The organism is Candidatus Avelusimicrobium stercoris (genome assembly GCF_002437085.1).
In the GTDB taxonomy this organism is placed as follows: domain Bacteria; phylum Elusimicrobiota; class Elusimicrobia; order Elusimicrobiales; family Elusimicrobiaceae; genus Avelusimicrobium; species Avelusimicrobium stercoris.
In genome coordinates, this window is the sequence record NZ_DJOA01000008.1 from 55,885 (window position 1) to 80,451 (window position 24,567).

Here is a 24,567-nt window from a genome sequence, read left to right on the forward strand (position 1 = left end):
TTACTCTACAAACGATTTGTCGGCAAAACTTTTCATAATCGTTTTATTGCGGCGGTGCGCTTTTACTTCTATATACCACCCCACCGGTAGCCGCCCTAATAAGGGGTGGTTTACTCCTTGTAGCAATTTTCCCTCAAACGATACGCTCCCTTTCCAAAACATTCCAATCCCCGCGATATCTGATAACCATACATTTTGCGTCAGCCGTTCAAAATTTTCCGCATAATCAATATTCAGTTCTTCGGCTATACCTATTTGCCTTTCTAGTAAATCAAATAATTTATCTTGGGATAAAAACCATAAGTTTCCTTCTTGCTCTTGCTTAGGGCACACCAACCAATCTTGCCTGTTCGCCTGATATTCCAGAGTTAACATATCGCGAGACATAACTAGAGCATCCGGCTGACATACATTAATTTGCGGAATGTCCAAGGGTTCCTCTTTATCTAACCGTCCAATAGCAATTTTAGGGGAACGCAAAGCATTCAAATGGTATTCATCCTCTTTACCGCAAGCACAATATACGGATATGACCGCTCCCATAGTTAAATTTTCGGCAGGGGCACCGGTTTTATTAGATGCCAGTAAATTTTTAGATTTGTCCAAATCCCCATTTTGCTTATATGCCAAGGCCAAATAGTATTTGTGCAATTCACACGGAATTTTATGATAACGCTCTGTATAATAACGCACTAATCCTTTAGTATTTGCCCCGCTTATTTGGCCATTATTGGGGGAATGAATGGGATAAATCGGCTTATTCATCATTTCTTGCAAGCGGCCATAACGGTATGCCATCACTTCACGCATAGCTTCTTCGGCTTGTTTACACTTGGCACAGGTCCGCCTATGTTCTAAATAAGCATCAGTCATAGCAACTTTTTCCATTTTAATAAACTCATTTCTTATCAAAAATAGTCGCTCTTTGTCGTATTGAAAGCATCCCTTAAATACTTTCGGCAATGCAATGTGCATTTGATCTCTTCGGCTTATTACTTGTTGGGGCAACTTTTGCAGTGTTGTTTGTAGCGGAGCACGCGTAATAGACTGTATAATCGGCTCTTTGAACTCTTTAAATTGCTTCGGGAACTTATCAAAAAAAGAACTTATAACTTGTACCAACTTTTTCTTTTCACGACTTGAATTTGCAATATGAGCCATCTTGTACATTTTTTCATATTGTTGTTGCTGGATTTTTTGATCAGACAAAATATATTTATCACCTAAAACTTGCTCCAACAAAGCCCAAAAAGGATACAACTTATCTAGATATTCTTTCTTTTTCTCATAAGTTAAATGTCCCCTGTATTCCGGCATATGTTTTCGGACTTCTTTTGGCATATCCGAAGGAGATTTGGCAGCATTCACAACAATAAAATTGTGAGTGGACAAGAAAAATACTAAAAATTTGTTAAAAATGTTGCTAGGCAATGACGATAGGAATTCCTTTAACTTCCGTGTAAAGTCATCTACATTTGTGGCCTCATCCAGTAAGTTGTTTTCTCCTTTTTTATTGTCTGATTCATATCCTTCATTGTCAAAATCTTCTGAAATACCCACCGAGAGCGGACCTCGTTCCCAGTCTTCGCCTTTCCCAATTTTGGTTATGCAAAAGTCCGAAAATTCTTTCTTATGTTCATTAATTTCTCCATATATATTCCAAAATTCTTGTAAATCAATAGAACCGCTTTGCCAAAATTCAAAAAAACGCGAAGCCCTTTCATCGCTCTCTTTGTTGCACGGAAATACAACCAAAGCAATATACTCTAACAGAGCATATTCTGCCTGTTTATAATTGGTTTGAAAATCTTTTTTTGTAGGTATTACTAGATTCATAATAAAGTCATTGTATATTATTTTCAATACAAATTGTCAAAAAACGCCAGTTTTTTGCCTTATAATAAAGAAACAAACTGCCCTACTAAGGATATGATATGTTTACAAATAGAATATTATTTATAGCAATTGGACTTTTACTAACAGTATGTACGCACATCGTGCACGCTAAACACATAACCACCGAAAATTTCCGCCAAGTCATTTTACGATCTGTGTACGATGGAGATACTTTTTATGTGGATATTCCATCTTGTGATATTGCCATTTTTTGCGAACATATTCCTGTACGAGTAAGAGGAGTTGATTGTCCCGAAATGAAAGGGGGAACGCCAGAAACAAAAGCACGCGCTAAACAAGCCAAGACTTTTACCCAAGAAATTCTCTCTAATAGCGAGATTTCCTTACAAAACTGCACGCGGGATAAGTATTTTCGCTTACTATGTGATGTAGTAGTAAACAATAAGAGTTTAGCACAAGAACTCATTAAGAACAGCCTAGGTGTACCTTACAATGGTGGCACTAAAACAAAATAAAATATCCTTAAAAATAAATATTTTCCCTGTTCGCTCCCTGTTTTTATTTTAGGGAATTTAAGAGGCTGGTATAGGAGCACCTTACATAAAACACTAGAAATTTATGGAAAATCTCTATAATTTCCCTGTAAATTTTCTGTTTAACAGAATAAAACCTTACCACACATTTATTGTCCCTTCAATAAAAAAATGGTAGCATTGTGCTAGAGAAACTAAAAGCACCGTATCTCTTTCTAAAACCAGTTTCTTCGTTGGTGCTCAATCGGTCGGATACCTCCGCGCTACCGCGCGTGTGCCAACAAGTATTCCTCCCTTTTTCGCACCTAGGATAAACTAGTTTTAGTTGGAAAAAATTTAATTCTATACTTATTGATAAAGTTATTCTAAATTTGTTATAGTATAAAAAATGAAGTTACAAAGTGTTTTTATCACCGGATAAGAACGCTTTAAAGAAGGCATCTAAAAGCAACCGTAGGTAAAGGCTATCCAGCCCCCACAAGGTTGTTTTTAGATGCCTTTTTATTTTTTAGGAGAAAATTATGAAAATTCGTCTTTATAATACTTTACCGAACGAAGCTAAAAAAATAAGAACGGAGGTTTTTATACAAGAACAACATTTTACAAATGAATTTGATGATACAGACCAACACGCTACCCATTTAGTGTTATATGAAAATACAACGCCTGTTGCCACGGCCAGATATTACAACACGCAAAACACTTATATCATTGGCCGGGTGGCGGTAAGTATTGCCTACCGTGGAAAAGGTTTGGGCCAAGCCATAATAACAAACGCAGAAAACGCCATTTTACAAAACCACGGACGCACCGTTATGCTTTTGGCACAAACATCCAAACAGGCTTTTTACCAAAAACTCGGCTACAAGCCGTTTGGCGAAATTATTTATGATGAGTATTGTCCGCATATTTGGATGAAAAAGGAATTGCTCGGAGGCGAATAAAATGATAATCGGCAAATTCTTTCCGCTTATTTTGGTCGTTATCGGTAATATCACCTACCACCTGTCAAGCAAAAACCTGCCCAAAAGTGCTAGCCCACTTGTTGGATTAACGGTTACTTATCTTACGGCTTTATTACTTTGTTTAATAGGCTTGTTCTGTACACAGACAAACTCCATCAAAAACGAACTTACAAAACTTAATTTTTCCAGTTGGTTATCAGGTCTGGCCGTCTTGGGCGTAGAAGGCGGATATTTATTATTATACCGAAGTGGTTGGAATATAAGTAAGGGCAGTCTAATTGCCAATATTATAACAGCCAGCGCTTTGCTTTTAATTGGTTTTTATATTTATAAAGAAAACTGATCATTTATCAACATAACCGGATTTGCTTTATGCCTTTTAGGCATCGTTCTGTTAAGCATTAAATAATATAAAATACTATTTATGACCACCAAAATTACTTTTTTAGGGACGGGTAATGCACTCGTTACCAAATGTTATAACACTTGCTTTGCCTTGCAGTACGAGGGAGAGACTTTCCTCACGGATGCAGGCGGCGGAAACGGCATTTTGGCCCAGTTGGAAAAGGCACATATCGCCGTATCTTCTATCCGCAATTTGTTTTTAACCCACGGGCACACCGACCATATTTTAGGCGTAATTTGGGTCATCCGCATGGTGGCCTCGCTCTACACGCGCGGCAAACACGCAGGGCTTACTATTTTCTGCCACGATGAGTGCGAACAGAAACTGCGTACCTTCTGCCAAATGACGCTAACCGCCAAATTGCAGGCAGTATTGGATAACGGCATAAAATTTGTCTGCCTAAAAAACGGAGACGATTTTCAAGCAGGGCCTTTTAAGGGAACAGCCTTTGATATTTTATCCACCAAGGCCAAACAGTTCGGATACCGTTTAACACTGCCGGACGGAAAAATTTTGGTATGCCTAGGTGATGAACCGTATAACCCGGCCTGTTTGTCTTTTGCCCAAAACGCCGATTATTTACTGTCGGAAGCGTTTTGTCTGTATGACGAGCGGGAGGAATTTAAGCCCTATGAAAAGCACCACTCCACCGCTTTGGATGCGGCCCGCGTAGCCCGGGAACTTCAAGCCAAAAACTTGGTTTTGTACCACACGCAAGACAACAACCTTGCGGCCCGTAAGACGCTTTATACAGCCGAAGCCAAAAAGGAATTTTCCGGCCCTATTTATGTGCCGGACGACTTGGAAAGTTTGGAAATTTAGTTAAAAAAGCCGTCCTTACCGGGCGGTTTTTTAATTGACGTAAAATTGCTTTTGGCGTTTTCCTTTTGATATAATTTTTATAGGTTTCCGTCGGAGAAATCTGCCGTTTGAAACCGGCCGGGAGCGGCTCATTAATCCCCCCGGTCCAAAATTATGGCTTGTATAACATCCGCATTACCTTCTACCAATGAATTATTCGTCGTGTCCCTTTGGGGCCACGTCCATCCGTACGCTCCGCTGAATTGAGACGGTTTCACTTTTCCCACACCAGAAGTACCTTGCTGTATAAAAATTTAAAGTGAGACTGTTATCTATGAAGAAATATACCCTTTTCATAGCGCTTGTTGCAGCGCTATGCGCGTGGGAGTTACCTGCGCGGGCGGAAGCGCATACGCTTTCCCTACAACAAATGTTCCAACTGGCTGACCAAAACAATAAAAAGTTGCAAGCCAGCCAAGTCGCCGTACAAACCTCATCCTCCGGCGTAAAAACGGCTAAAAACGCCTATTTGCCGGACATTAATCTGTCCCTATCCGTCGGTTATAACGGCGACGCTACGATAATGGACAGGGATTTTTCCCACCGCACCAGTGCGCCGATACCGTCCTTTGGCAACAACTTTGCCTTGGAAGTTACGCAAGTTATTTTCGCGGGCGGAGCCATAAGAAACTCCGTAAAACTGGCCAAACTCCAAGAGCAAATAGCCGCCTTAAATAATGAGCAGGACAAACACCAAATCCATTTTTTAATAGCGGGCAATTACTTGGAATTAAATAAAATCCAAAATCAATTACAAGTGTTTGAAAGCCATATCCGCCAGACGGAAACTATGCTGGATAATATGCGCCAGCGTTACCAACAGGGCGTAGCGTTGCAGAACGATATTACCCGCTACGAACTCCAACTGCAAAATTTGCGCTACTCCAAAATTGAACTGGAAAATACGCGCCAAATTTTAAACGACCAATTAGTTTCCGCCCTAGGCCTGCCCGCGCAAGACACTATCCGCATTAGTAGTACGGACAAACCGCAGGGGGCAGATTTACCCAAAGAACATTGGCACAAAACCGCGCAAGACGCTTCTGCCGTGCTGCAACTGGCCGATTCCGCCGTCAAACGCCAGCAAATTTTGCGCAAAACCGCCAAGGCCGAACGCTATCCGCAGATAGCCTTGTTTGCGGCGGACCACTTGGACGGCCCTATTACGATTGATATCCCCGCCATAGACAATAACCTAAACTATTGGACGGCAGGCATTGCGCTCCGTTATAATTTAGGCAATTTTTATCAAACGGGTAAAAAAATTAAAGAAGCGGACCTCGCCTTAACGCAGGCCCAAAAGGAGCAGGCCTCCGCTAAGGAAGACCTGCGACTCGCCGTGGAAGCCGCGTATATCCGTTACCAAGAAGCCTTCTCGCTTCTTGCCACCAAAAAGAAAAGCGTGGAACTGGCCCAACGCAACTACGACGTCGTCAGTTACCGCTACGAAAACGGCCTCGTACTGATTACCGACCTGTTGGACGCGGTGGCCCAAAAGTTGGATGCGGAATTGCAAGCCGTCAATGCGGAAATCAACATTACCTACAACTTTTACAAATTACAATTCGTTTCAGGCATTTTATAAAGGAGTTTTTATGTTTAACCAATTAAATATCCGTACCAAAAAGAATATTACCAATATTTTTATTACGGCGTTTATCGTCATCGGGCTTTTGTGGCTGGGTTCGCTGTTTATCCATTTAGGGGGCGAATACACCAACAACGCCCAAATCCGCCAGGAAATCATCCCCGTTTTAAGCCGGGTACAGGGATTTATAAAAGACGTAAATTTTGAGGACTTCCAAACTGTTCACAAGGGCGACGTACTCGCCACCATTGAGGACAGCGAATTCCGCTTGCGTTTGGCGCAGGCGCAGGCCGACTGCCACGAGGTGGAAATCCAACTGGAAAACGCCCACGCCGACTATGTGCGCTACAAAAATCTGCTGGATAAAAAAGCCGTTACCCGCCAACAGTTTGACGCCGTAGCCACCCATTATAAAACCTTAAAGGCAAAACTAGAAGAGGGCAACCAAACGGGCGTTTGCAAGGCCGCGTTGGACTTAGCCAAACTCAATTTATCCTACACGGTTATCACGGCTCCGTGCGACGGGATTACTTCCCGCAAGGCCATTAACACCGGGGAACTGGTTATGCCCGGCAAACAAATTGTTTCCGTGGTGGATAGTTCCCGCAAATGGGTGGTGGCCAACTACCGCGAAACCCAACTCAAACACATTAAACCCGGCAGCAAAGTGGAAATAACCGTGGACGCCTTCCCGGGCGTTACCTTTGAGGGTGAAGTGGAGGCTATTTCCGGCGCGACAGGGGCGCAGTTTTCGCCCGTATCGTCAGACAATTCCGCCGGGAACTTTGTAAAGGTGGAACAGCGCGTACCCGTTAAAATTGTCTTCACCCAAAATAACCAAGCCGGGCAGTTGGCGCGGTTAGCCTCGGGTATGAACGCGGAGTGCAACGTAAAATACTAAAATTATGACCGAGCAGAAATTTAGATTTTTATCTTTTAAGGACTGGATTCCCGACCCGCTGCGCTTTTGGATATACATCCTGTTTTTGTTGGCGTTCCAGTTTTCCAACGGGATGTATTTCAGCGCAATGAGCCAAATGTCCGGCGGCTTATCGCTGACGATGAACGACGTTAAAATGCTCAGTTACGCAATGCTGATGGGGCAAACAATGTTCTTTCCGCTGGCCTTCCGGCTGAAATTCCGTTTTACTAACCGGACTTGTTTGCTCTCCGCCGCGTGCGGGCTGGCTCTGTGCAACTTAATTGTGCCCCACGTGCACAACCTGCTGGCCTTGGTCTTTTTATGCTTTGTAGGCGGTTTAATACGTTTATGGGGCACCTTTGAGTGTCTTTCCTCACTAATGCCCAAGATTGCCCCCACGCATAATTTTGCGCTCTTTTTATCGTTCGTCTTTTTTATTGTACTGGGCGTAATAAATTTGTTTGACTTAATTTGCGTGCGCATTATTTATTATTACCGCTGGGAATACCTGCATTATACGGCCACGATATTATTGGGGCTGGTGTTTTTGGCGGCTTATTTTATTATGCAGTCGCACCGCATTGCCCCCAAAATGCCGCTTTTAGGCTTGGACGGATACGGGTTTATTCCGTGGAGTGCGTTTCTGTTGCTGCTTATTTTTGTAGCGCAATATGGCAACCAACTCAACTGGCTCCATTCGCCCTATATCCGTGCGGCCCTAGGCGCTGCAACGCTGGCGTTCGGCTTTTTGCTGATTCGGATGAACTATTTTAGGCATCCGTTTTTGGATATTTCCTCGTTTCGCTCCAAACATTTAACCGTTATTTTGTGGTTATTTTTGTTTTTGGGGATATTACTGGAAGCCAAAAGCGTACTGCAAAATATTTTTACCAGCGGAATTTTGCAGTTTGACGCCATTAACCTCTCCACCGCCAAATTATTTGAGTTTGCAGGCTCCCTAACGGGGGCGGTTACCTGTTGGTTTGCATTAAGCCGACCAAACCGCCCGTATAAACTGATGACGTTTATCGGGATGGGCGCAGTTATTTTTTATACGGCCGCAATGTATTTCTTGGTCTCGCCCCAAACAAACTTGGAAAAACTCTACTTGCCGCTCTTTTTCTGCGGGTTCGGGCACTTGGTGATATACATTACGCTGACGGTTTATTGCCAAGCCGTAACCCCGTTTAAAAATTTCTTTCAGGTACTGTGTATTTTGGGCCTCATCCGCACAGGTATTGCCTCGCCTATCGGAGACGCAATTTACAGCCGCGCGTTTGACGGACTGATTTCCAAACACTTGGCCACCTTAACGGGCGGGTTCAATGCGGCGCAAATGCAATTACAAGCCGTCTTGGGCGCGATGCGGGAACTCTTTGGATGGAGCGTGGTTTTTGGCGTAATGCTGCTGGTGCTTATTTCGCTGGCGCACTTTAAAGAGGGAGCAACAAAAAGTTTCCTATCCCTAAAAAACTTCTACAAAAAATATTCCGCTTCCGAACAAAACTCCTAGCCAAAAGCGCCCCGCTTGTAACGGGGCGCTTTTTTACATTTAGGCTACAAAAAATTAACTGCGGTAAGGGTCCTCTTGTTCGTCTTCCTCGTCAAAGTCTTCTTCTTCGGCGCGGATATCTTGGGCAAACTGCGCCCACGCCTTGCCTTCGGCCTCAAAGGTAATTGTCAGCCCCGTATTGGAGTACGGACCGAACACTTTATCCTCGCCCGCAAAAATGTTTTGCTCCAAGGTAATTTGCAAGATAAACGGGTCCGGGCGGTTAAAGGCCGAGCAGCACCCCGGCGCTTGCCCCGGGTGCATATACAAGGACACCTTGGGTTCTAACATCGTCCAGTTGTTTTCCTTGCGCGCGGTAAGCGTTTCGGCAATAAAATCGGAAAGGTAAATGTTTTCCTCGTCCTTTAACGCCACCAACTTATCGGTCCATTTTTCGCTGAAAACGCTTTCCCCCTCGCAATACAGCCCGATTTGGTATTCCATAAATTCCCCTTCGCTGCCGGGGTTGGACCAAATGGTTAAGGGCGAGATTTCCAGTTCCAAATGACCTTGCTTGCCAAACTTAATTTTTGCCATAAAACGCTCCCGTAAAAAATATCTTTGTATTTTTATTATAGTAATATTTCGCCATTTTGATAAAATATATGTAAGGATTTTTTATATATGCGTTACATTTTATACCTTTTTACGATGGCCCTTTTGTTTGTGGGCGGGATGCTGGTAGGAAATATGTTCCTGCCGGAGCGGGCCGCTACGCTGTCGGCCACCGTTTCCGTGCCGCCGCTTTCGCAAGACAACCCGGCTTTACAGGCCGTTACGCGCGACATTACAAACCGCAATTTGCTTATTTTAAATGATGCTTTAAAAGCCTGCCCCGTGGTGGTAAATGACGAAAAGGACCGCTTGGTAAACCAAATCCGCCTGCGCCTGGCGATAGAGGATTTTGAACTTAAAAAGGCACGGCTGGAACTGGAAATTGCCAAAAATACGGACACGAACCGCCCCTCGGCCCAATTTATAAAAGCCACCGAAGAGTACAATACCGCGCGCTTATACGCCGAACAACTGGCAGATGAACTCTTCCCCAAGCCGGTAGAAAAAACGACGGACGAAGATACCGCTTCCACCGACAGGCAAACCGCTGAAAGTGGGCCCACCGAAAACGCCGACAAAGCCACCCCTGTGGAGGAAAAAACAACCGCCGCGGAAACCAAATCCGCCAATAAAAAAGCCGCCTCCAACAAGAAAGCGGCTGTGTCCAAAAAATAAACTTCTTTTTACTTGTCAAAAACCGCGTAAAAGCGGTTTTTTTGCAACATACCAAAAGGTCAATTACGGCCCGTTTCTTTTAACAATTCCCGGTACATTGCCAGTTGGGCGCCATAGGCTTCGGCCGCCTGTTTTGGCGTGTATTCACTGCGGTACGTCCAGTTTTGCTCGCCCACCGTTCCGGGCGTATTCACGCGGTCCGTGGTGCCAATAATATCCTGCCACGAAAAAAGCGTAATGGCGGAATTGGAGCCCAATACACGGCGCAAAATAGCACGCTGGGTATCCAAATTAAAGGGCACATTGCCGTCTGTTTTTTGGGCGGAAATCATTTCCCAAATGTTCGCGCGTTCGTGCTGGTCCATCGTCTCCCACCAGCCGCGTACCGTTTCGGTATCGTGCGTAGAAGTAGTGGCTAAGGACACCGCGGGATAATTGCGCGGTTCGCGGTAATAGCCGTTATCCTCACGTTCCCAGCGCAACACCTTGTAGCCCGGGATACGCAAATCCACCAACATCCGGCGGACATAATTCGGGATAACGCCTAAATCTTCGCCCACGGGCAATTTGCCTTTGGCCTCATCCAATACCATACGCAAGAAATTATACCCGCGGTCAATTTGGTTCTGCTCGCCCTCAATGTCAAAGGCGCCCTGTTCATCGCCCGGCGCAAAAACATAGGTGCGAAAGAACCCCACCAAATGGTCCAGCCGGAAGATATCATATAATTCCGTTACGCGGCGGATTTTGCGCCGCCACAGGCTTAAATTATGGCTGTGCTGGTACACCCAGTCATAGGCCGGGAGCCCCCAGCGCTGTCCGCCCTTGGAAAATTGGTCCGCCGGAGCGCCGATTTCGTACCCCAAGCGGTAGTTTTCCCGCTCGGACCACACTTCGGCACTGTCCAAATTCGTGCCAAAGGGAATATCGCCAAAAATCAGCACGCCCTTTTCCCGTGCAACGGTTTTGGCTTTGCGCAGTTGCAAATCTAAAATCCATTGTACATAGGCAAAGAAATTAACGTACTCGCGGTATTGCGCTTCAAACGCGTTTACGGCACTTGGTTCAAAATTTTTAAGGCCTTCGGGCCAAGCGGTCCACGTCTGCCATTTGTAAAATTCCTTTACCGCACGGAACAGTGCATAACCGCGCAACCAGCCGGATTCCGCCGCCTGATAGGCTTCAAACGCTTGAAAACGCGCGGAATTAACGGCGGCTTCGGCCTGCAAAAAGTGCTTATATCCCAGCCACAAGGCCTTTAATTTGGCTTGTTTCACCGCGTTAAACGGCGCGCGCTTGGCCTGGTGCCACGCGGCAATATTTGCGGACAAAGAGGCTACATAATTTTTGGCCTCTTGGCTGGCGTTAATATCCTCCACCGACGAAATATCCGCATACACCGGGTCAGTGGCAAAGGCGCTCATCGCCGAATACGGGCACGTTTCGCCGGGGGCCGTTTCCTGCAACGGCAGGATTTGTACGATTTTTGTTCCCAGCGAAGCAAAAAATTCCGTCCACTCTATTAAGGAAGCAAAATCGCCCACGCCCCAGTCGCTATCCGTCTTCATTGCGGAAAGCGGCAACAAAATACCGTTTAAGCGGCCGGAAAGCACTTGGTCTTGTATCGTCATATTATTTTTTGGCGATGGCTTCAATTTCTACCGCACTGCCTTTGGGCAAAGCCACTACCTGAATCGTGCTGCGGGCCGGCGGATTTTCTTTAAAGAAAGACGCATACGTTGCGTTCATTTCCGCAAATTTAGTTAAATCAGTCATATAAACGGTGGTTTTGACGACGTGTTTCAACGAGCAGCCGGCTTCCTTTAAAATATTTTCCAAATTATTTAAAATCAGTTCGGTTTGCACCTGCACATCGCCGCTGTAAATTTCGCCGGTAACCGGGTCCACCGGCAGTACGCCGGACGTAAAAATAAAACCGCCGTCCTCTACGGCTTGGGAATAGGGCCCAATGGCTTTGGGCGCATTATTGGAATTGATAACTTTTTTCATATACCCCTCACAAATAATTTCGGGCAGAGGCCCGTCTGTTATATGGTAGCAAGAGGGGCGGGGGTTGTCAAACTTTTTAAAGTAAAAATATGTTTGACGCAAAACTGGAAAAAGTGTTATAATAAATTATCAAAAGAAAGCCCGAAGTTGAGAAGTTAAAAATAAAAAATAAATTTCTTGCACAACGGCAAAACTTTTAGTATAATATTTATGTTGGGTTTAACCCAAGACTTGATTAAACCCAGATAGTTTTTTTGACTGCTTTTTATGCGCTCGTAGCTCAGTGGTAGAGCATCCGCCTTTTAAGCGGGGGGCCGTGAGTTCAAGTCTCACCGGGCGCACTTTCAAATGCCCTCTTCGTCTATCGGTTAGGACGTCGGATTTTCAATCCGAAAAGGGGAGTTCGATTCTCCCAGAGGGCGTTTTTATTTTGTCTTCGCAGTTAGGCGTTTTACAAGGAAGAGGCCGAGATCCCTCTTCCTTTTTTATTGTCTTTTTCCCCTTTTTACGACGGGAAAAACCCACCCGCAAACAGAAAAAGTTATAATATAGGTATGAAGCGGCTATTTTCCCTTTTACTGGCGTGCCTGCTGGCGGCGTGCAGTTCAATGATTCCGTATAAGGACCAAAACCTGGACTATTTAAATGGCATTGAACAAAACCCCGACGCCTACCGCGGGCAAGTGGTTTCCTTCGGCGGCGAGGTACAAGGCGCGACCGAGGACACCTTGCGCTTGCGTCTCGTGTTAAAAATAGACGCGCCACTCTATTATTACGCCACGGGGAAGGGCGATTCGCTTTCCTATGAACTGCTTTTAGTCAGTTTTAATAAAAAGGGTATGCCACAAATGACGGGCCTGCAAAAGGGGCACCACATTAAGGTGTTGGCACGCGTAAGCAGTTACGAAAAGCGCAAAAATTTTACAGGCAAGGATATTGCGGTATTGCATTTACTGGCGTTTGCCATCACAGACCGCACCACAAACAAGGATTTCTTCCGCCCGGAATCCCCGGACAAACAACTGTATGAATCTTGGAAAAAGGGCCGCCTGTTTTTTGAGGACTCTGCCCAAGATATTATTAAAAAGTATCCCGCGCCTGCGCCTGTAAAATTGGCCCCGGTTGTGCCGGCCCCGGTGGGAATAAAAGAGGAACCCCAAGAGGAAAAACAACCCGAAAAGGCGCTTGTTTTTGACCCTGAGGATCCGCCCTTTATTCTGCCGCCGGACCCCAAGCCGGAGGAAACAGAGCAAGAGGAAACTCCGCAAGGCTCCGCCGAAAATAGTGAACAAACACCCGTGGAAACGGCTGAACCACAGCAAGAAAATGCGTCCCAAACGCCCGTCTTGGAGTCTGAAAACAACGCGCAAACAGAAGAAATTCCCGCCGCCCAACTGGATGAAAATTCCGCCACTTTGCCAGAAAACACCCTTTTGACCGAACAAAAAGAGGCGGAAAATGAAAAAATTTCTGAATCCGTTTCCGCGCCGATTTCTGCCACTCCTTCCGACGATAAAAATTCCGAAAACGGCACCATCACCGACGAGAAAAACATTTCCCCCGACGGAGAAAACGCTCCTTTAAATTAACTCCCCCAAAATAACAAAAAAAATTGCTTGCAAAATTCTAAAAATTTGTTACAATGGGGGAAAGAAGGAAAGGAGCGAGTGTATGAAAAAACTGCTAGTTATCCTCATCACGTTGGTATTAAGTAACACCGCCGTCTTCTCCCAAAACGCCTACAAGGTACTGCGTTCTGCACCTACCCGTGTGGGCAAAATAGAAACCCTCGCCGTTCCGCGCTTTACCCGCCACATTACCGCGCCAGCCAACCAAGCCAAGTTGGCCACAAAAGTAGCCCAATTGTATTCCGCCAATCCGACAAAGGGCTATTTCCGCAGCACTACTTTTAGCAACAAACATTGGCCCAATACTACCGTTAAACAGTTTGTCATTTCTACGGCCTTTAAAGCGCCAATTCTGCGCGAACCCAGCACCTTGTGGGGCAGTTACCGCTATTTAAAGGAATTGGTGCGCCTGTCGCAGGAACCGGGCGCCGTAGCAAAAGGCTATGAACGCAAATGGCACAAAATCCGCGATGTAGCCACCTACCGCGGCGTGCACCACATTGTAAACAAAAGCACGCTTAAAGAAATTCACACGCGCAAAAAAATTAAATCCCAAAACAACCATAAACCTTACCCGGTTAAATTGGGCGAAATGCAAAACGACGCACCCGGCATTATCCACCCGTTCCACGGGAACCCGGAATATGCGCCTATGTTCCACAACATCAACCACCAGTTGGCTTTGTACGATGAGGGTGGTGTGAGAGCGATTATTTTGGATTACTTCAATAATATGCAGGAACTGCATAAACTCTACCCCAACGAAGCCCCCGTTATTTACCAAGAAATGGTGGACAATACATTAAAAGAAGCCGAATTGTGGGCGGCCACCTACCGCTTACGCTGGAAATAAAACGTATTTGAAGAAATTGAACCCCCGCGAATTATGCGGGGGGTTTTTATGGTAAAAACTGCCTATACTGTTTTTATAAAACAAAAGTCATACTGGAAAGTTTCTGTCCAGTATCTGTTGTTTTCCACTTTTTGAGTAACAATATTTCCCGACTGACAACTTTTTCTTTTAAGAAATACCCCGGCTCAAAAAGCGGGCCGGGGTATGCTAAAAACTTTTAATGGACAGAGGTTTCAAAGCCCGTGGCGGGAGGCGGACAGGCAGCCTCGCCATTGTTACAGCAAGTGGCCACAGGTTCGCTGATACCGCAATAGTCCGCGCATAACTCCTGCCCGCGTTCGTTATCGCCATAGCATTGGGTATAATCGCTCGCGTAAAAGCGGGTTAAATGGTAATGGTAGCGCAGGTTCTCGCTGTTGGCGTCGCCGTCTGCGGTGCGGGTGGCGGTGGCAAAGCCGTCGCCATAGGTTACCACGTCCGAAAGGGCCACCGTAAAGCCATTGCCTTGCGGCCCTTTGGTATAAAAGGTATTCCCGTCGCCCGCGTTCGGCCCCGTAGCGGCGTTGACGTCCAATCCCTTAGCGCGCGAGGTATAGCGGCTAATTTGCATATATTTGCGCATTTGCGCCTGGGAAATAGAGTCCAACAGCGTTATGGCCTCCATCATACGGGCGCGCTCCACGGCCTTGAAATAAAGCGGCACAGCGGCCGAAGCCAAAATGCCCATAATGAGTACAACAACCAATAATTCAATTAATGTAAAACCTTTTTTCATAATACTCCTTACAACATAATGGTTAAACTATATATAGTTTAGCAGTAAAAAAAGGCTTAATGCAAGTGGGGGGCGACGCCTAGTAAAAGGCAAACGGCAACGACAGATTCCCGACTACGACACTCGGGAATGACAATTTGGAATAACGAAACTTACCCGAACACACTGGAAATATTCTGGAATGTCAATTAAAAACAAATTTCTTCATACAAATCACGCCAAGAGGGATTAAATTCATTAATCAAACGCTCTTTCCAATCTCTGTTCCATTTTTTCAAAGTTTTTTCGCGTTCTATGGCATTGGCAATATCGTTAAAACATTCATAATAAACAAGTTTATTCAAATGATATCGTTCCGTAAAACCTGCAATGGCTTTCGTTCTGTGTTCATACACGCGGCGAATAAGATTATTAGTAACCCCAATGTAAAGAACGGTATTTGTAGCATTGGTAAGAATATAAGTAAAAGCCATAAGCGTATTATAACAAATAAAGTGAGATTTATTTAATAACGACGGATTCCCGACTACGACACTCGGGAATGACGACTTAACAGAGCAAGGCTTTCAGCGCGGATACTAGCGGGCCACTACACGCGGAAATAACGGATATTCCTCTTGTGTTGTCATCCCCGAGGGTTTCTGTCGGGGATCTGTTGTTTCGTAAGAGAAACACAACAGCAACGACAGATTCCCGACTACGGCATTCGGGAATGACAAATTGGATGCGCAAGGACCGCACGGGTACCACTCGGGAATGACGACAGGACAAAGCAAAGCGCGTCGCACGGTCCCTAGCGGGCCGCCACACGCGGAAATGACGACTATTCCCCTTTGGCTGTCATCCCGGGCGTGGACCCGGGATCCAGTCTGTTTATTAGAAAAAACCTTATTCTATTTCTGGATTCCAGGGCCCTGCGGGCGGCTTCCTTGCCCTGGAATGACAACAACCAAACAAACTTATGTATTTTCCTCCATAAAAAAACCCCGCACAAGGCGGGGTTTTGGTATTCACCAAATAAAACTTCTTTGCTACTAGTCGTTGTTGACCGGAGCGGCGCAAGCAGTGGTGGCACCCGTGCTGCAGCAAGAATCCACAGGGGAGTCAATACCGCAGAAGTCAGCGCACAACGCTTTACCGTTGTTATCCGTACCGTTGCAGGTGGTGTCGCGGTTCGCATAGTAGCGGGTCAAGTTGTAGCTATACTGCAAGGTGCTTCCAGATTCCGGCACGCGGGTAGCGGTAGCAATACCACCAGTATAAGAGGTACCAGCCAAGGAGATGGCAAAGCCGTTTTTGCCCTGACCTTTCGTATAGAAAGTGGAACCAGAGGCACCTTTCGGGGCAACGTCCAAGCCAGTGAAGGCGGTCGTGTACTTGTTCACTTGCATATATTTGCGTTGTTGCGCATCAGCGATGTTCGCGAGCAAGGTTACGGCTTCCGTCATACGGGAGCGTTCAACCGCTTTAAAATACTGCGGCATAGCCATAGCAGCCAAAATGCCGAGGATCAATACGACCACCAGCAATTCAATCAGGGTAAAACCCTTCTTATTATTCATAAAACCTCCTACAGTTTTATATATAAGTTTAGTTTTATAGCCCCCTAGGGGCTACCTTTTCATTTTAATAAGGATTAAAAGCGTTGTCAAGCCCTAAATTTGAAAATAGGACCTAAATTATTTTTGCACTTTTTCCTCTTCGGACGTTTCTTGCGGGACGCGGAGTTTTTCCAGTTCCGCCGTCAGTTTGTTGCACAAGCGTTTGGCAATTTTCCCTTCCGCCTTGCAAGCAAAATTTCCTTCGGCAAGAGACATTTCCAACGTGTAACCAAACAGCCCACCCTTGCGCACGGCCGTAACGGTGCCTTCGGTTTTCTCTTTATTTAATTGCAAATCAAGCGCAAAGCCGTCCTGGCCCGTGGCGGCATCTTTGGCAGTAAACGCAAAAAAGCGCGCTTGGCCAACCTCGGGCGCCGCCCCTAAAAAGCCTTGTTTCTTGGGGATATTCGGCAAGAATTTATCCAGTGCGGACCAATCGTATGTGTAGGATTTATTTTTAATAAAATATTGGTTTTCCGAGGCGGATACATTTAAAAGGATACTGACGGCCGCCGCGGCCTTGCTGCCTTCCACGGTGCGCTCGTAAAACGGAAAGAGCCCCGCCAGAATTAGCAGGCCCACAAGTAAAATAAGGCTAAAACTTTTTAATTCAAATTTTTTCTTTTTCATAGGATTTTCCCCCTTTTTTGATAATAACAGCCACGGCAACGACGGATTCCCGAACGCTCCGCGCCGGACCCTAGCGGGCCGCCTCACACTCGGAAATGACACGGATGATACTGCTTTTATTAAAAAGTCATACTGGAAGGTTTCTGTCCAGTATCTATTCCTTGTTTTAACAACAACAGATCCTGGACTACGACTTTCCAGGATGACGGCTATTTGCCCTTTTGGTGTTTATTTCCAAAGGTTTCTGCCGGACACCTGATGTTGTTGCTGTTGTCATCCCCGAGGAATTTAGTCGGGGATCTGTTGTTTTGTAAGAGAACAACAGCCACGACAGATTCCCGACTACGGCACTCGGGAATGACGACCTTGGGAGCCCGAGCGCTCCGCGCCGGCTGGCTTTCCAGGATGACGGCAACGACCCAAGATGTAGATTCTGAAAACCCTGCGGGCCGCCAGTTCAGAATGACCCCTATCTTTATAACAGCCTTTTTCCTGGTCTCTGCGGACCGCCAACCCAGAAATAACAACAAGTCCACTCTGATTGTCATCCCAGGCGTGGACCTGGGATCCAGTCTGTTTATAAAGATATTTTCCTTTTTTATTTCTGGATTCCGGGTTCACGCTCGTATGCGCGCCCCGGAATGACAAAAACAACAGTTTCTAAAACGCGCCACGCCGTGCCAGCCCTTTACATCATACAGGCGGCCCTATAAAAGCAAGCCGCCCGTTTGGTTAAAAATCATCCGCCTTACTTATTTTGGGAATCATCGGATCACCCGTCAGGTCGGTTTGGGTGTCCACTCCCATATAGTCGCAGCAGACGCTCACATCGTTTTCGTTTTCCCATACCGGCACGCATACCGTCTGCGTACTGCCAAAGGGGCGCACCAAGTGATAGGTGTATTTATTGGATTTGCCCACGCGGCGCGCCACAGCAAACCATTTGTCGGTAGCGTCCTGCTCAAACGAAATAGCAAAGCCCTCATTTAATATACCGCTTTCCACTCCGCCGCGCGTATAATAAATGGTGTTCTCGGCTCCGTTGGCAAAATCGTTATGCTCCTTGGGCATACGGACAGCCACCGGGGCCGCATCCAACTGGTGCCAATAAGGCGTATATTGCTGACGGCGCAAGAAATAGCGTTCCTGCGCGGAAAGCATTGTACCCATTAAACTTTCCGCCTCGCCAATGCGCACGCGCTCCACGGCCTTGCCGTAATATGTTATTGCTACGGCGGCTAACACCGCCATAATCAACACTACTACCACTAATTCCAACAGCGTAAAACCTTTCTTCACAAGTTCCCCCGTTAGAGCCGCACTTACCACACTAACGCCCGCTGCACAAGTTGCGCGCGCTCTTTGCTCGTTTATAAACTCATAAACGTAGAAATGCCACCCATCACCATATCTACGGACATCAAAATAAGAATCATACCCGTCAAGCGTTCAATGGCAATCAACCCGCGTTTGCCCAGCAAATTGCTGATAGGGAAGGAAGCCATTAAAATAATGGAGTTAATGACAGAAGCCACAATCACCGCGCCCAGCGTAATAAACTTGTTGGACTGCTGGGCCGCCGTAATCATCACCATAGACAGAGCCGCCGGACCCGCCACCAAGGGGATAGCCAACGGCACCACAAAGGGCTCATCTTCCTTGGGGTCGTTTTTGGGTTCCTCATCCCCGCCAAACACCAACTTAACCGAGATGATAAACAAAATGATACCACCCGCAATACTGAGTGAATATTCGTGGATACCAAACGCCCGCAAGAACCATTTGCCCAAGAACAAAAAGGCCACCATAATGAGTAGAGCAATAGACAATTCGCGGATGAGTACGGTTTTGCGGCGTTCCGGCGCCACTTTTTTAAGCGCGGCAATAAACAGCGGAATATTGCCGAAGCCGTCCATTACCAAGGCAAGCGTAATGACGGAAGAAATAAACGAATCCATAAAAAACTCCTTGTAAATTGTTCAAATTTCCGGGCTAAATATTCTTCGCCCGGGCTTCGTCCTATATAGTATAGCAAAAATCACTCCGCCCGGCGCAGGCCCCCAAATAACCCGTTTTTACCCTGCAAGAGGAAAGGGCAATTTAGTAAGATATTAATTATGTTAGACGAACACCGCACAAATTTTATTAATATTGTTAAATGGTTTTTATTGGCTACCGTTATCGGCGCACTGGTGGGTGTACTGGACGCGGCCTTCTTAAAAATCTTGGACGCCTCTATTGCGTGGCGCAACGGGATTCCGCTCTTTTATTTGGCCTTACCCGTTTTCCTATATATAGTGGCCCTTTTGGGGCGCAAAACCGCCAAGGGGGATAAGGATTTTTCCACCGACGCGGTTATCAATAAAATCAATGCAGAAAAGCCCATTTCCTTTATTTCCATTTTAAAGGGCTTTACCTTGCCCATTGTAACAATGGTTTCCGGCGGTTCGGCGGGTAAAGAAGCCCCGTGTGCCGACGTGGGGGCGGGCGTTTCGTCCCTATTGGCACGGCTGCTGCATATGGACCGCGAGGACCAACGCCGGATGATGATTTGCGGCGTAAGCGCGGGCTTTGCGGGCGTATTCGGCGTGCCGATATCGGGCGCGCTGTTCGGGCTGGAAGTGCTGTGGGTGGGACATATTTTTTATGAGGTAATGTTCCCCGCACTGGTAGCCGGGATTACCGCCTTTCAGGTTACTTCGTTTTTAGGCGTGGATTATATTTATCATCCGCTCCACTTTGTGCCGGTATTTTCGGAACAGTTCTTCCTTAAAATGATTATCGCCGGGATGTTCTTCGGCCTCGTATCTATCCTATTTATTGAAATCAGCAAATTTGCCCGCGTGGTGTTCCGCTATATCGCCCTGCGCACGCGGCTGTTTTGGTCGTGTATGATTGGCGGGCTTATTTTGGTGGCGATTGGCTACTTTGCTTCCCCTATTTATTTGGGGCTTGGAATGCCCGGGATTGATATGGCTTTAAATGGCGAGCCGCTTTTGTCCCCCTTTGGCTTTTTGTATAAGATTATCACAACGTCTATCACGTTTGCCGCCGGAGGAATCGGCGGGGTGGTTACACCCATTTTCTTTGTAGGCGCGCAGGCGGGGGCTATGCTGGCCGATTTTATGCGCGTGGACAGCGCGACCTTGGCCGCGCTTGGCCTAGTAGCCGTTTTGGCGGGCACAGCCAATACGCCGCTGGCCGCCAGCATTATGGCCATAGAACTTTTCGGCCCGGCGATTGCGCCGTATGCCACGGTAGTCTGCGTGATTAGTTTCTTAATTACCGGGCGGCAGAGCATTTACCCCAGCCAGCGGATTTCTATGGACAGCGGAAAAAATTTGGAAGAAGAACCCGCCTTTCACCACAAGCATTACGGCCGCCGCGCCAGCGACCGCAAACAACGGATTCACCCGCGCAAGACGCTGCTTAAAAAAGCGGTACGGGAAATGGTCCGCCACTTGATTCCCAATCCAAAAGGTTTTGACGAAAAGAAATAAGCACACAAAAAGCCCCGGTTTTCGCCGGGGCTTTTTTATCGGTAATAGAGTTAGTACAGCGGGATATTGTACTCGCGCGCCAAGGCGTTGTAGCGGTCAATGACCTTGCGTACAAAGCGGCGCTTTTCCACATAACTGCCAGGGAAGAACGCACTCTTAAAGCCCGCAATTACAATGTTTTTAAGTTCCTTGGGAGCCAAGTCCACATTATGGACCAAGAGTTCCATTTCCTTAGTAACCGTGGTATTGGATACCAAGCGGTTATCCGTATTGATGCTGACGGGTAACCCGCGCTTAATCATTTCTTTAATCGGGTGGTCTTTAACGGATTTAATTTCCGGCAAGGTCTGCAAATTGCTCGTCAAGCAGACTTCAATACCAATACGCTCGCTGGCAATATAGTCCGCCAAGGAATTGACGTAATCCTCTTTGTCCTGCACTCTTTTGTCTTTAATCATTGCGGCGGCAAACAAGTGCGTACCGTGGCCCAAACGGTTGGCGTAGCAGTCGGTAATGGCCTGAAAGATAGATTCGGGGCCGTAGGCTTCGCCAGAGTGGACCGTCTTGCGGATGAAGTGTTTATGCACATAGCGGTAAGCCGCTAAATGGTCCGCCGCCGGATAGCCGGCTTCCTCGCCTGCGAGGTCAAACCCGACCACGGGCAAATGCTCATCCTTGGCGAGTTTTACGACCATCTTCGCGAGTTCCAGCGACGCAATACCAAAAATTTCGCTCTTGCTGGATTGCGAAAGGGCCTTTATCAAATTGGCGTAGTAGGGCGACATAAATTCGTTAAAATTACGCATCGCGCAGGCAATTACGCCAAAGTAAAATTCCAAATCTTCCCCGTTTTTAACGGCGGCGGAAGCGTTATGCTCATCCTGCGCGCGTTTTAACCCGCGCACGACGGCACGCACGGCATCCTGTGCGGACAAGGTATCGCTTGCGTGCAACTGCGGCGCAAAGCGGACCTCTAAATAGCGCACGCCCTCGGCAAGGGCATCCTGCCCCAATTCGTAGGCCACGCGCTCAATATTGGCGGCATTGCGCATCACGGCGCCGGTATAGGAAAAGCCCTTTAAATATTCCACAAGGGAGGTATATTTGTCTTTAAACACCTTTTCGCGCAAGCCTTCCTCGGTATAGGCGGGGAGTTCCACGCCCTCTTTTTTGGCTAGTTCAATCAGCGTGGAAAGGCGCAGGGAACCGTCCAAATGGACGTGCAAGTCCGCCTTGGGAATACGTTTTAAAAACTCACTGGGGATGTTCATCATATTATTTTTTCTCCGCTTGTTGACCCTTTGGCGTATCTTTTACCACATACCCCAACCGGGCAATGGCGTCGCGAAGTTCATCGGATTTTTTCCAATCCTTCGCAGCGCGGGCTTCGGCGCGCGCCTTTAACAGTTCGGCCACTTCGGCCGGCAACTCGTTAGCGGCGGCTTCCGGTTTTTTAAATAAATCCAGCGACAAAATCGTATCGGCAAATTCCAAGAACGCCAATTTTTCCCCCGCCGTCAGTTCGCCCGAGCGGACGGCTTCCCAAGTAATGGCCAAGGCCTTAGGGGCGTTTAAATCGTCCTCCATAGCGGCGGTAAATTTATCCTTCCAAGCTTGGACCTTTTCGTTCTGCACGGGCTTGCCGTTGGCTTCGTCCTTGGCTTGGCAGGACAAGGCGCGCAGGTTTTTAAGGCTCTTGGTAGCACTGTCCATACTTTCGTAGGAAAATTCCAACTGCGTGCGGTAATGCGCGCCTAGGCACAAATAGCGGTAAGCCAAAGGCTCATAGCCCTTTTCTTTTAATACGTCCAGCGTAACAAAGGTGCCGCCGGATTTGGACATTTTGCCCGAGCGCAAAATCAAAAATTCACCGTGAACCCAATAGTTCACATATTTTTCGCCGGTGGCGGCTTCGCTTTGGGCGATTTCGTTGGTATGGTGAATCGTTACGTGGTCAATCCCGCCGCAATGAATATCCAGCGTGTGGCCCAAATATTTCATCGCCATAGCGGAGCACTCAATATGCCACCCCGGGAAACCAACTCCCCACGGGCTATCCCACTCCATTTGACGTTTTTTGTCTTTGGGGGAAAATTTCCACAAGGCAAAATCGGTCGGGTTGCGCTTTTCGTCGCTCATTTCCACACGCGCGCCGCCCTGCAAACCGCGGATACGGGCGTGGCCGACAAGGGCATCGTAGCGGTCAAACTTGGAAGTATCGTAATAAATGCCGTCCGAAGTGCGGTACGTGTATCCTTTTTTTTCCAGCGTTTTAACAAGCGCAATCATTTCCTTAATGTGCGCAGTCGCGCGGCTGATAATCGTCGGGCGGGTGCAGTGCAGTGCATCGTAATCCTGCCAAAATTTATCTTCGTAGAACTTGGCAATGTCCCACGCGCTTTTGCCCTCGCGTGCGGCGCCGACTTCCATTTTATCCTCGCCGGAATCCGCATCCGACACCAAGTGCCCCACATCGGTAATATTCATTACGTGTTTGAGCGGGTAGTGCAAGCGGATGGTGCGGGAAAGCAAATCCTCAAAAATATAGGTACGCAAATTGCCGATGTGCGCAAAGTTATACACGGTCGGCCCGCAGCAGTACATTGTTACCTGTTTTTCGTTCTGCGGTTTAAATTCGTCTTTATGGTGTGTGGCGGTATTATATAAGTACATCATTGTTTGGCCTCTTCTTTCAGTTGCAAATAAGTGGTTTTGATAGTGTTAAAAAATAGGGTACAGGTGGATTGCCCCACCTCGTTGGCGGAAGTTTCGCTGAGTTTACAGTTTACCGTAATGTCGGAAAGGGAATTGACCGCGCCAACGCTGGCCATAGAATAGGTAAAGCCCACCGGGCGGTATTTTTTGAGCGCCACGGCGTAGGCTTTATCAAGCGCCTTTTGAAACAAGTTCATATCCTTGCGCGTGGCGGAAGCGCCCAACTGAAATTTACGCGTGGCCACGCTGACGACCACGTCGCCGTAGTTACCATAGGTACTGGCTAAATTTTCCGATGTAAAATCTTCATCTTCTCCCAGTTGCGCTTCCTCGGCAGACGGAGCCGTGTTTTCCGTGCCGGTGGGCGTGTTTTCGGGCGGGAAAGGAGAGGTAAACTCGTAATACGCCTGGTTGCCCGGGTAGCGGGAATAATCAATCCCTTGGGTTACTTTTTTAGTGGAGCGGTAATCGGTGCTGCTGCAAGCGGCCACCAAGCCCGCCAAAACCAAGGTTAAAATAAAACGAATCTTCATAGGTAAAACTCCTTACTTTTGAATTTTTAACGTAGCCACCGCGTGGCACATAGCCGCTTCCCCGCGGCCGATTTCGCCAACGTGTTCGTGGCTTTTGGATTTAAAACTGACGTTTTCCAAGGGCATTTCAAACACTTCCGCCAACGACTTGCGGACCGCGTCGTAATGCGGTTTTATTTTGGGTTCTTGGGTGATAATAGTTGCGTCAATATGTTCAATTTGCGCGTGGTGGGAGCGGACGATTTCCAGCACTTTTTTCGCAATTTTTACGCTGGAAATACCTTTAATGGATTCATCCGTAGGCGGGAACAAAATGCCAATTTCCCCCGCGCACAGCGCGCCCAAAATAGCGTCGCACAAGGCGTGCAGTACCAAATCTCCGTCGCTATGGCCTAAAAAGCCCTTTGT

25 protein-coding genes and 2 tRNA genes are annotated in these 24,567 nt (G+C 47.0%); 13 read left to right on the forward strand and 14 right to left on the reverse strand.

Translation table 11 applies throughout. The features are described 5' to 3' along the window. Positions 1 to 1,836 (reverse strand): hypothetical protein, encoded by a 1,836-nt coding sequence (locus B2118_RS01250; RefSeq protein ID WP_428052634.1) that lies wholly within the window; start codon positions 1,834 to 1,836, stop codon positions 1 to 3. 98 nt (positions 1,837 to 1,934) lie between these two features. Here B2118_RS01250 and B2118_RS01255 point away from each other — a divergent pair, with 98 nt between their 5' ends. The 7 genes from B2118_RS01255 (at position 1,935) to B2118_RS01285 (ending at position 8,645) form a co-directional block, all read left to right on the forward strand. Next, positions 1,935 to 2,372 (forward strand): thermonuclease family protein, encoded by a 438-nt coding sequence (locus tag B2118_RS01255; RefSeq protein WP_428052636.1) that lies wholly within the window; start codon positions 1,935 to 1,937, stop codon positions 2,370 to 2,372. A gap of 539 nt (positions 2,373 to 2,911) precedes the next feature. Further along, positions 2,912 to 3,334, forward strand: a complete 423-nt coding sequence (locus tag B2118_RS01260; RefSeq protein WP_428052638.1) for a GNAT family N-acetyltransferase — start codon at positions 2,912 to 2,914, stop codon at positions 3,332 to 3,334. A gap of 1 nt (position 3,335) precedes the next feature. After that, positions 3,336 to 3,698, forward strand: a complete 363-nt coding sequence (locus B2118_RS01265) for a hypothetical protein (RefSeq protein WP_428052640.1) — start codon at positions 3,336 to 3,338, stop codon at positions 3,696 to 3,698. 81 nt (positions 3,699 to 3,779) lie between these two features. Then, entirely contained in the window at positions 3,780 to 4,583 is an 804-nt protein-coding gene (locus tag B2118_RS01270) for an MBL fold metallo-hydrolase (protein ID WP_428052642.1), read from the forward strand. Between the two features lie 313 nt (positions 4,584 to 4,896). Next, positions 4,897 to 6,207 carry a TolC family protein gene (locus B2118_RS01275; RefSeq protein ID WP_428052643.1) on the forward strand — a complete coding sequence of 437 codons (1,311 nt, stop codon included), beginning with the start codon at positions 4,897 to 4,899 and terminating at the stop codon, positions 6,205 to 6,207. A gap of 10 nt (positions 6,208 to 6,217) precedes the next feature. After that, positions 6,218 to 7,111 (forward strand): HlyD family secretion protein, encoded by an 894-nt coding sequence (locus tag B2118_RS01280; RefSeq protein WP_428052645.1) that lies wholly within the window; start codon positions 6,218 to 6,220, stop codon positions 7,109 to 7,111. Between the two features lie 4 nt (positions 7,112 to 7,115). Further along, positions 7,116 to 8,645 (forward strand): hypothetical protein, encoded by a 1,530-nt coding sequence (locus tag B2118_RS01285; protein WP_428052647.1) that lies wholly within the window; start codon positions 7,116 to 7,118, stop codon positions 8,643 to 8,645. Between the two features lie 54 nt (positions 8,646 to 8,699). Here B2118_RS01285 and B2118_RS01290 read toward each other — a convergent pair whose 3' ends face one another. After that, positions 8,700 to 9,221 carry a hypothetical protein gene (locus tag B2118_RS01290; protein ID WP_428052649.1) on the reverse strand — a complete coding sequence of 174 codons (522 nt, stop codon included), beginning with the start codon at positions 9,219 to 9,221 and terminating at the stop codon, positions 8,700 to 8,702. Between the two features lie 87 nt (positions 9,222 to 9,308). Here B2118_RS01290 and B2118_RS01295 point away from each other — a divergent pair, with 87 nt between their 5' ends. Beyond that, a complete protein-coding gene (locus B2118_RS01295; protein ID WP_428052651.1) occupies positions 9,309 to 9,914 on the forward strand; it encodes a hypothetical protein in 606 nt (201 codons plus the stop codon). Positions 9,915 to 9,973: 59 nt separating this feature from the next. Here the strand turns inward: B2118_RS01295 and malQ are convergent, their stop codons facing one another. Further along, entirely contained in the window at positions 9,974 to 11,545 is a 1,572-nt protein-coding gene (gene malQ / locus B2118_RS01300) for a 4-alpha-glucanotransferase (protein ID WP_428052652.1), read from the reverse strand. 1 nt (position 11,546) lies between these two features. Beyond that, on the reverse strand, positions 11,547 to 11,924 hold the full coding sequence (locus tag B2118_RS01305; protein WP_428052654.1) for a RidA family protein: 378 nt from the start codon (positions 11,922 to 11,924) through the stop codon (positions 11,547 to 11,549). Positions 11,925 to 12,193: 269 nt separating this feature from the next. Between B2118_RS01305 and B2118_RS01310 the strand changes: the two genes are divergently transcribed. The 4 genes from B2118_RS01310 (at position 12,194) to B2118_RS01325 (ending at position 14,405) form a co-directional block, all read left to right on the forward strand. Beyond that, positions 12,194 to 12,265, forward strand: a tRNA-Lys gene (locus tag B2118_RS01310). A 9-nt stretch (positions 12,266 to 12,274) separates the two neighbouring features. Continuing rightward, a tRNA-Glu gene (locus tag B2118_RS01315) sits at positions 12,275 to 12,346 on the forward strand. Between the two features lie 132 nt (positions 12,347 to 12,478). Further along, entirely contained in the window at positions 12,479 to 13,513 is a 1,035-nt protein-coding gene (locus B2118_RS01320; protein WP_428052656.1) for a hypothetical protein, read from the forward strand. Between the two features lie 82 nt (positions 13,514 to 13,595). Next, positions 13,596 to 14,405 carry a hypothetical protein gene (locus B2118_RS01325; protein ID WP_428052658.1) on the forward strand — a complete coding sequence of 270 codons (810 nt, stop codon included), beginning with the start codon at positions 13,596 to 13,598 and terminating at the stop codon, positions 14,403 to 14,405. 217 nt (positions 14,406 to 14,622) lie between these two features. Here the strand turns inward: B2118_RS01325 and B2118_RS01330 are convergent, their stop codons facing one another. From B2118_RS01330 to B2118_RS01355, 6 genes are all read right to left on the reverse strand, one after another. Continuing rightward, on the reverse strand, positions 14,623 to 15,180 hold the full coding sequence (locus B2118_RS01330) for a type IV pilin protein (protein ID WP_428052660.1): 558 nt from the start codon (positions 15,178 to 15,180) through the stop codon (positions 14,623 to 14,625). A 188-nt stretch (positions 15,181 to 15,368) separates the two neighbouring features. Continuing rightward, complete coding sequence (locus B2118_RS01335; RefSeq protein ID WP_428052662.1) at positions 15,369 to 15,653, reverse strand: GIY-YIG nuclease family protein; 285 nt, start codon at positions 15,651 to 15,653, stop codon at positions 15,369 to 15,371. A gap of 561 nt (positions 15,654 to 16,214) precedes the next feature. Beyond that, positions 16,215 to 16,742 carry a type IV pilin protein gene (locus tag B2118_RS01340; protein WP_428052664.1) on the reverse strand — a complete coding sequence of 176 codons (528 nt, stop codon included), beginning with the start codon at positions 16,740 to 16,742 and terminating at the stop codon, positions 16,215 to 16,217. A 117-nt stretch (positions 16,743 to 16,859) separates the two neighbouring features. Next, positions 16,860 to 17,411 (reverse strand): hypothetical protein, encoded by a 552-nt coding sequence (locus B2118_RS01345; RefSeq protein WP_428052666.1) that lies wholly within the window; start codon positions 17,409 to 17,411, stop codon positions 16,860 to 16,862. A 732-nt stretch (positions 17,412 to 18,143) separates the two neighbouring features. Further along, complete coding sequence (locus B2118_RS01350; RefSeq protein WP_428052668.1) at positions 18,144 to 18,710, reverse strand: type IV pilin protein; 567 nt, start codon at positions 18,708 to 18,710, stop codon at positions 18,144 to 18,146. Positions 18,711 to 18,781: 71 nt separating this feature from the next. Then, a complete protein-coding gene (locus B2118_RS01355) occupies positions 18,782 to 19,369 on the reverse strand; it encodes a MarC family protein (protein ID WP_428052670.1) in 588 nt (195 codons plus the stop codon). A 159-nt stretch (positions 19,370 to 19,528) separates the two neighbouring features. Between B2118_RS01355 and B2118_RS01360 the strand changes: the two genes are divergently transcribed. Next, entirely contained in the window at positions 19,529 to 20,911 is a 1,383-nt protein-coding gene (locus B2118_RS01360; RefSeq protein ID WP_428052672.1) for a chloride channel protein, read from the forward strand. A gap of 50 nt (positions 20,912 to 20,961) precedes the next feature. On the opposite strand, the gene B2118_RS01365 is transcribed toward B2118_RS01360, so the two are convergent. The 4 genes from B2118_RS01365 to ispF form a co-directional block, all read right to left on the reverse strand. Further along, positions 20,962 to 22,185 (reverse strand): adenosine deaminase family protein, encoded by a 1,224-nt coding sequence (locus tag B2118_RS01365; protein WP_428052674.1) that lies wholly within the window; start codon positions 22,183 to 22,185, stop codon positions 20,962 to 20,964. A 1-nt stretch (position 22,186) separates the two neighbouring features. Next, positions 22,187 to 23,584, reverse strand: coding sequence for a cysteine--tRNA ligase (cysS, locus tag B2118_RS01370; protein ID WP_428052731.1), 1,398 nt, complete (start codon positions 23,582 to 23,584; stop codon positions 22,187 to 22,189). Then, positions 23,584 to 24,159 (reverse strand): hypothetical protein, encoded by a 576-nt coding sequence (locus tag B2118_RS01375; RefSeq protein WP_428052676.1) that lies wholly within the window; start codon positions 24,157 to 24,159, stop codon positions 23,584 to 23,586. Before B2118_RS01375 ends, cysS begins: the two co-directional genes overlap by 1 nt. A 12-nt stretch (positions 24,160 to 24,171) precedes the next feature. After that, a partial coding sequence (ispF, locus tag B2118_RS01380; RefSeq protein WP_428052678.1) for a 2-C-methyl-D-erythritol 2,4-cyclodiphosphate synthase occupies positions 24,172 to 24,567 on the reverse strand: 396 nt, incomplete at its 5' end.